Origin of the sequence: Microcoleus sp. S28C3 (genome assembly GCF_036700785.1) — a bacterium.
In the GTDB taxonomy this organism is placed as follows: Bacteria; Cyanobacteriota; Cyanobacteriia; order Cyanobacteriales; family Microcoleaceae; genus Microcoleus; species Microcoleus asticus.
Genome location: NZ_JAUBPO010000031.1, coordinates 60093 through 66364 on the forward strand (window position 1 = coordinate 60093; position 6272 = coordinate 66364).

At 48.3% G+C, this 6272-nt stretch carries 7 protein-coding genes; 4 read left to right on the top strand and 3 right to left on the bottom strand.

The genetic code is table 11. The features are described 5' to 3' along the window. Positions 1–109 precede the first annotated feature (109 nt). Positions 110–1393 (top strand): hypothetical protein, encoded by a 1284-nt coding sequence (locus tag QUA13_RS11855; RefSeq protein WP_333198591.1) that lies wholly within the window; start codon positions 110–112, stop codon positions 1391–1393. A 286-nt stretch (positions 1394–1679) separates the two neighbouring features. Then, the gene (locus QUA13_RS11860; RefSeq protein ID WP_333198593.1) at positions 1680–2009 is read left to right on the top strand and encodes an RNA-binding protein; all 330 of its coding nucleotides are present in this window, start codon (positions 1680–1682) and stop codon (positions 2007–2009) included. 227 nt (positions 2010–2236) lie between these two features. Here QUA13_RS11860 and clpS read toward each other — a convergent pair whose 3' ends face one another. Next, positions 2237–2518 carry an ATP-dependent Clp protease adapter ClpS gene (clpS, locus tag QUA13_RS11865; RefSeq protein ID WP_172192892.1) on the bottom strand — a complete coding sequence of 94 codons (282 nt, stop codon included), beginning with the start codon at positions 2516–2518 and terminating at the stop codon, positions 2237–2239. A 286-nt stretch (positions 2519–2804) separates the two neighbouring features. Here clpS and QUA13_RS11870 point away from each other — a divergent pair, with 286 nt between their 5' ends. Continuing rightward, complete coding sequence (locus QUA13_RS11870; RefSeq protein WP_333198595.1) at positions 2805–3401, top strand: DUF3172 domain-containing protein; 597 nt, start codon at positions 2805–2807, stop codon at positions 3399–3401. Positions 3402–3573: 172 nt separating this feature from the next. On the opposite strand, the gene QUA13_RS11875 is transcribed toward QUA13_RS11870, so the two are convergent. After that, on the bottom strand, positions 3574–4905 hold the full coding sequence (locus tag QUA13_RS11875) for an AMIN domain-containing protein (protein ID WP_333198597.1): 1332 nt from the start codon (positions 4903–4905) through the stop codon (positions 3574–3576). A gap of 90 nt (positions 4906–4995) precedes the next feature. Between QUA13_RS11875 and QUA13_RS11880 the strand changes: the two genes are divergently transcribed. After that, positions 4996–5553, top strand: coding sequence for an NUDIX hydrolase (locus tag QUA13_RS11880; protein ID WP_333198599.1), 558 nt, complete (start codon positions 4996–4998; stop codon positions 5551–5553). A gap of 172 nt (positions 5554–5725) precedes the next feature. Here QUA13_RS11880 and QUA13_RS11885 read toward each other — a convergent pair. Further along, on the bottom strand, positions 5726–6272 hold a 547-nt coding region (locus tag QUA13_RS11885; protein ID WP_333198601.1), incomplete at its 5' end, for a calcium-binding protein.

Consider the following 6272-nt stretch of genomic DNA (forward strand, 5'->3'; position numbering starts at 1 on the left):
GCCTCATCCGGCGAGCAGCTCGGTTGACTCAATTGTTGCGCTTCATCTGCCAATTCATCAAGCTAATAGCGCTGAAAGCTCTTGCCCCAGACTGGGAGGTTAATCCACAGTGAACGACTACAATAGACAGAAAATTTACGAAGAAGAACAGCTACTTTACAAGCACTGGCTGGAGTTGGTACAACGAGAGCAGCCGGCTGAACTCATCAGCCGCTTTCGCACTTTGTTTATTCATGGTACCGGATATCCCGATCGCTCCGTCGCCGAGGCACTCGAAAAAATAGCAGCCTCAGAACACGCTGAACAAGAATTCAAGTACATCCTCAACCGCTGCTGCCACATCCTGATCAACCGCTGGCAAACTTACTCCAGCAAGCAAGCAGCCATCCCTGAATTGATCGCTCTGTTTGAAGAAGCACCCAAAATACTATTTGGCTACAATCAATCGCGGGCGCGAGGCTCGATCCCCAAATTAGTAAATCAATTTACCGAAAGCGAACAGTACCTCACACTCCAACGCTTAGCCAAAGTCATAACTCACAGCAATGAAGATAGCAGCAACAGCAAAATCCCTGCTACCCTTGCCCTCGGAACCTTAATTCCCCGCTATCCTTACCTGTATAAACACTGCCTGCTCAGCGACGACAGCACCTACGAACAGCAGAAAATCATTAAAAAAATCCAAGCTCAAAAGCAGCAGCAATTTGAGGTCAACCTCTCCCAATACGTCGCTCACCAAGTGAGAAAAGCCCAAACAGCACGGCGGGAAACCTCAATTTCCTTCGGGAGAATTATACAGCCTATAAAAAACCCAACGCTGTTGAGCGATCCGGAACTGTTCTTTGCCCTCAAGCAATTTGTCGGAAAAGTAGAAGGAGCCGATACCTACAGAGAGCTAGCGGGTCGCTTCACGGCGAACGCCAGCACAACTGCGTCTTACGGCTCATTTAAAGACGACTTGTACGAATACCTGATTTCTTCTGTCACCGACGATCGCTACGGCAAACGTCAATTTAACGAAAAATTGTATAAGCAACTACAAAATACCTTTCCTCACAGCGACGATCAGAAGTTCAACGAATTTTTAATGATCAGAACTTGCAGCCAGTTATTGAACTTTTTAGTAGTAGAGAGTCCTGTGCGGCCCAACCACTTTGTCTTCATCGACCTGATCTCTAATCTCGGGCCGACCCAAACCACAGGTTTGCTGCTGAAAATCGTACTAATTTGCGGCAAAGTCAAGCCCTACCTAGAAAAGCGGCTGGCAATTTTGTTCGGTCACTATGAATTCAGTACCCGAGAAGGCGTGGTGTGGTTAGTCAAAGCCCTGGAAAACGTGAACCTAGCTTTGAGTACAAACTTTGGCAAGGTGGATGTATCTTTCCTGCGGTGAGAGCGCGCGCTACAACTTTCTGTGCTTCCACCTTGACAAAACATCACGCCGAGAAACCAGGTTTCTCAATACCCTAAAAGTTTTACGTTTAATTAGAACGACTTAATTAACTGCTGAAACCTACTCAAAAGACGCTATTCTATGTTAAAGTACCAAGTGTGAATCAGATTCAGTTGCAGGCTTTGTTCATTGCTACAGAATTGTCTAAAAACTTGCCCTTCTGTATCGGCAGGGGACTCTCCGAAACTGAAATCTTCGCACTGTCTAAATTTTGGAGTTATTCCTCATGTCGATATACGTCGGTAACTTATCCTACCAAGTTACCCAAGAAGACATCACCACCGTCTTCGCCGAATACGGAACCGTTAAGCGAGTACATCTACCTACCGACAGAGAAACCAGTCGCCCCCGCGGCTTCGGTTTTGTAGAAATGTCAACAGATGCAGAAGAAGATGCAGCCATTAGTGCTCTCGACGGAGCAGAGTGGATGGGTCGCGACCTCAAAGTTAACAAAGCTAAGCCCCGCGAAGATGAAGGCCGGGGTGGCGGCAACCGGGGCGGCGGCCCTGGGAAATTTGGTCGCGCAGGAGGAGGCGGTGGCGGAGGACGTTATTAATTTCCTCTGATAAAGATTTGAGATTGGAGAGTTGAAATTGGCGATCGAGCTCACCTAGCTCCGAACCACTTCCGGCCGTTCCGAAAAACCTATGCTCTTCAAGTTTCCATATCTACCGCTTTAAATATACCAAAAAGCCAAGGGCCTAACCCTTGGCTTTTTGGTATGAGGGTTGACGGTATGAGCCTGAAACGCCCTGGGCGAATCGGTTGCAGTGCCGTCAGGTTCTAATCGTCAGGTTCGATGCTGCTGCTCAATCCGTGATTGTTGAGCGTTTCAGCGTAAAACTCAGCGTGTTCGAGAGCGCAAACAATCACCAGTCCCATCCCGTTAGTGTGGGCTTCCATCATCACATTCACAGCCTGTGGCTGAGTCAGACTCGGTACCGTCGCCATCAAAGTCTGCACCACGTACTCCATAGGATTGAAATCATCATTGTGCAGCAGAACGCGGTAGCGCGGTGCCAGCTTGCGGACTGTGGAACTTTTTTGAATAATTTCGACAGACACTAATCTATACCTCCTGACTTGTAAAATGTTAAAATTTGTCAACAATCTTGAACCGGATTCCTCCGCTGTGCAAGAGTATGTCACTTTCAGTTATTTTATTGAAATCTGAATAATCAGACAAGGCAGCCCCTTGGTCGATCGCGAGCTGTGAACCCCACACCAAAGCCACAGGGGTGTCCTGGGCCCTCCGCAACCACCTTCCTAGCGCCATAATATTAGAAAGGCGAGATCGGTTAAAAATAACAAACTACTACCTGTTGAGTCTCCAGAACTGAGGGAACCTTATATGAAACGCAAACCTAAATCTTACAACGACGACAGATTCAGCGGCGACGCATCCCGGGGAGATGAAGACTCCGGCTCATTTGGCGGACAGTCGCGGCGTCAACCTCAGTCCGGCAAACCCTCTTTCCTCAATTCCGCCACCCTTGGGATTTTAACAGCCGTCTTTATTCTGGGAATTGGGATTGGCATTGCTTTTAGCTCCACAGCTACCATTAGCCCAGAGAACGTAGCATCCCGCGAATTTATCGATCGTAGCGCCCCGAACCCAGAACTTTGCGTGCAGTTTGGAGCAAGCGCGATGGTGACAGATATGCGCCTCTACGTCACCCTCAACCCCTTCAACGTCTACATCTCGCAGCCGAGTATGCGCCCCGGATGCGTCCTGCGAACCAATAACTGGGCAATTCTGGAACAAAGAAAACTCATCAGCCAAAACCAAGTGCGAGAGTGCAAAAATCGCATGAACACCTTTGGCTTCACCGGCCCCCTGGAAGCTCAACCCGAAATTAACTGTATCTACCAAAACGACGGCGCTAAAAACCTCTTCCTCAACCAACCGGGTTCGATAGCTCCAACCACTGAAGGTCAAAATTTCTAAATCGCCGATATAGCGGTTTTCAGTTGAGTGAAGTACAGATGCTCGGGTAGGGATTTAGGCTTAGCCTAAGTCCCTACTTTATTTAATACAAGGGAAACTGCTCTCAGTAGATTTTGAAGCCCGAGGTTCCAAGGAAGACTTCCTTCTTCCCTCAAACCTCGGACTTGTTCCTTCAAAAACCGAACTGCGGGAAATCTTCGGTTAACTGAACTTGCAAAATTTGGCCGGGTTGAATCGTAGCAGGTTGAGGAGCAGCGACGTAAGTTGTAGCAACACCACCGGCTGCTCCCGCCAACAAACCGATACCGGAAAAGCCGCTCAGCAAGAACAAAGCTAAACCACCAATACCAGTATTTCGCAACAAACTGCGATCGGAAGGCTGTTGTCGGCGGCCTCCCACAGGTTCCGAGCGAGCGAAGAGAGGGATATTGCGGCCGTTCAGACTAATAGCTTCGACAACAAATCGACTGCCGAGGTTGGTCGTTTCAAATCGGCCGATGACCGGCGTATTAGCAGGTACGATCGTATTGCCGCGACTGTCGAGAATTCCCCCTTGTAGCAGCAGCACTTCCTCTCGGCTGGGTTTCGCACGGGCAAGGCGCAAAGCCTCAGCACCGGGGTATAGCAAACTGAGCTCCGTCCCCGCCGGCAACAAGACATTCGCCCCAGCCGCAGCCTGCGAAACAGCATTCGATCGTCCGCGAGGAAGTGGTTCACCAAAGGTAAGCGTCCGCTGTTGGGGTGCATCAGCAGCCGTTATTTGAGGAGCTAGGCGGGGTACAGCAGTACCTTGTACCCCTGAGCCTCCGTCAATGCGAACACTGACTAAAGGAACTCTTAGCGGTCGGATTTGGTCGTTGGGAGTTGGTGGCTGCGAAGAATTTGTAGCGAGATTCAGGGAAGTAGGAGGGTCAGGTCGATCGACCTTTGGGGCACCAGTTGAGTTGGAATCTGTCGGCGGCTGGTTTTGCGGTACTTGTATTGCAGGCTGGGGTTGAGTTTCGGAAGTTTCCACAATAGGAGTCGGTTCGATCGAAGGACGCAACACCCAGCGATTTTCTACCCCGCTTCTTTGGAATTGAACTTTCCCTGCGCTGAAACCGACTCCGGGAGCCAAATTGACCAGAATTCTCGCCGTTCCCGGTTGAAGTTGACTCACCCCCACAGAACGTACAGTACCTTGCGGGTATAGCTGAGTTGCATCTACTCCGATCTCAGTATTGGGCAAATCCACAGCAATTTGATTCGGGTTGAGTAGAGAATATGTAGGAGTTGTTCCCTCTGGGAGAGTAATTTCTAGCTGATTTGTCGCCGGATCGAATTGCCAACTTGTGACTGTAGAAGCATTTGCTGGTTGCTGTGCTGCCGGCACCGCTGCAACTGCGGCGACGATTGCTAGACTCAGACTCAGTGACTCGATCGCAAATAATCCGGGTGCTAGAGAATTAACAGCCAATTTTTGTAAGTCTTCCCCAAATCTGGTGAGTAATTTTTTGTATGGCATGGCGGCTGGGTGAAATTTTGGATTTGAAATAGATTATGGATGGGAAAATTTTGCCTTCGGATGACGCTGAAAGTTTAGCATTATGGCGATATGAAAAATTTAGCTAAATGGAAATTATTGCGATCGCGCTTCGTTCTTAACAACAAGTGGTGTCAGGTTAGACAAGACGAAATAGAATTGCCAAGCGGACAAATTATAGACGACTTTTTTGTTCATGTCCGACCCAATATCGCCCTAGTATTTGCCACGACAGAGCAGCAAGAACTTGTATTTGTGCGCCAATACAGGCACGGAGCAGGCGAGATTTTGCTGGAACTCCCGGCTGGAACTTTCAATCCTGCAGAAGAAAGCGCCAAATCTGCTGCCGCCCGAGAACTTGCCGAAGAAACGGGATATGTTGCTGAAGAAATTTTGGAACTAGCAACCTTATATGATAACCCCGTAAAAGATACCAATTGTATTTACCTATACTTTGCTAAAAATGTCAAGCTTGCCACCCAAATACAATTGGATATCACAGAAGATATTGAAGTAGTTTTAGTCCCACTTGCCGAAGTTTTTTGTAAAATAGCAAACCGAGAAATTTGCGTATCCGGGAGCATCGCAGCTATTTTTTTAGGATTAGATTTTTTGCACAAACAGCCGTAAAGTGTGGTGTGCATGGAGCCATATACGCTCTGGTTAAACTTATATTATTTCCCCGCAAAAGAACACATTATCAGGTTAGTAGTGAGGAATTTAGAGGGAGTTTTCGGAGGATTGAAGTCCTTACTCCCAACCTGATAATGGTTATTTTACGGAACCTAATATGACTCCGCTCTTACCGAGTCCCAGCCACAAAATCGAGAGAAGTGAGAGAATTATTAGCCCCAAAAACCTGAGCCAAAACATCCCCACTGCCAGCAAATTTTACTAAAAAGCCATTGGCAGTCGAGTTAATTTGCAACGAGTCAAAACTCAAGCCCTCGCCGAGGACAAACTTGTCAGTTCCTACATCAAAATTGAGCACAGTATCGATACCGTTATTAGCACTCAACACAAAACGATCGCTGCCAATACCTCCTATCAAAGTATCATCTCCCCCGTCGCCAAACAGCCAGTCATCCCCTGCACCCCCATTGAGAATATCGCGATCTTTCCCTCCGTAAACAGTGTCATTACCATCATCACCGTTGAGAGTATCTTGACCTTCATTGGCGTATAACAGGTCATCGCCACTACCACCGTTAATACAGTCTTGCTGGCCGTCTTCACCCACAGCGCCTCGCAGATTTTCCCCGCGATCGCCGCTAATGGTATCGTTACCCCGATCGCCGCACAAAATATCGCTGCCGGAGTCGCCGTACATCAAGTCGTTGCCAGCATCT

Excerpts from the sequence above, each read along its gene's own strand:
- QUA13_RS11875 (WP_333198597.1), bottom strand. The coding sequence starts at position 4,905 with ATGCCATACAAAAAATTACTCACCAGATTTGGGGAAGACTTACAAAAA.
- QUA13_RS11880 (WP_333198599.1), top strand. The coding sequence starts at position 4,996 with ATGAAAAATTTAGCTAAATGGAAATTATTGCGATCGCGCTTCGTTCTT.
- QUA13_RS11870 (WP_333198595.1), top strand. The coding sequence starts at position 2,805 with ATGAAACGCAAACCTAAATCTTACAACGACGACAGATTCAGCGGCGAC.
- QUA13_RS11860 (WP_333198593.1), top strand. The coding sequence starts at position 1,680 with ATGTCGATATACGTCGGTAACTTATCCTACCAAGTTACCCAAGAAGAC.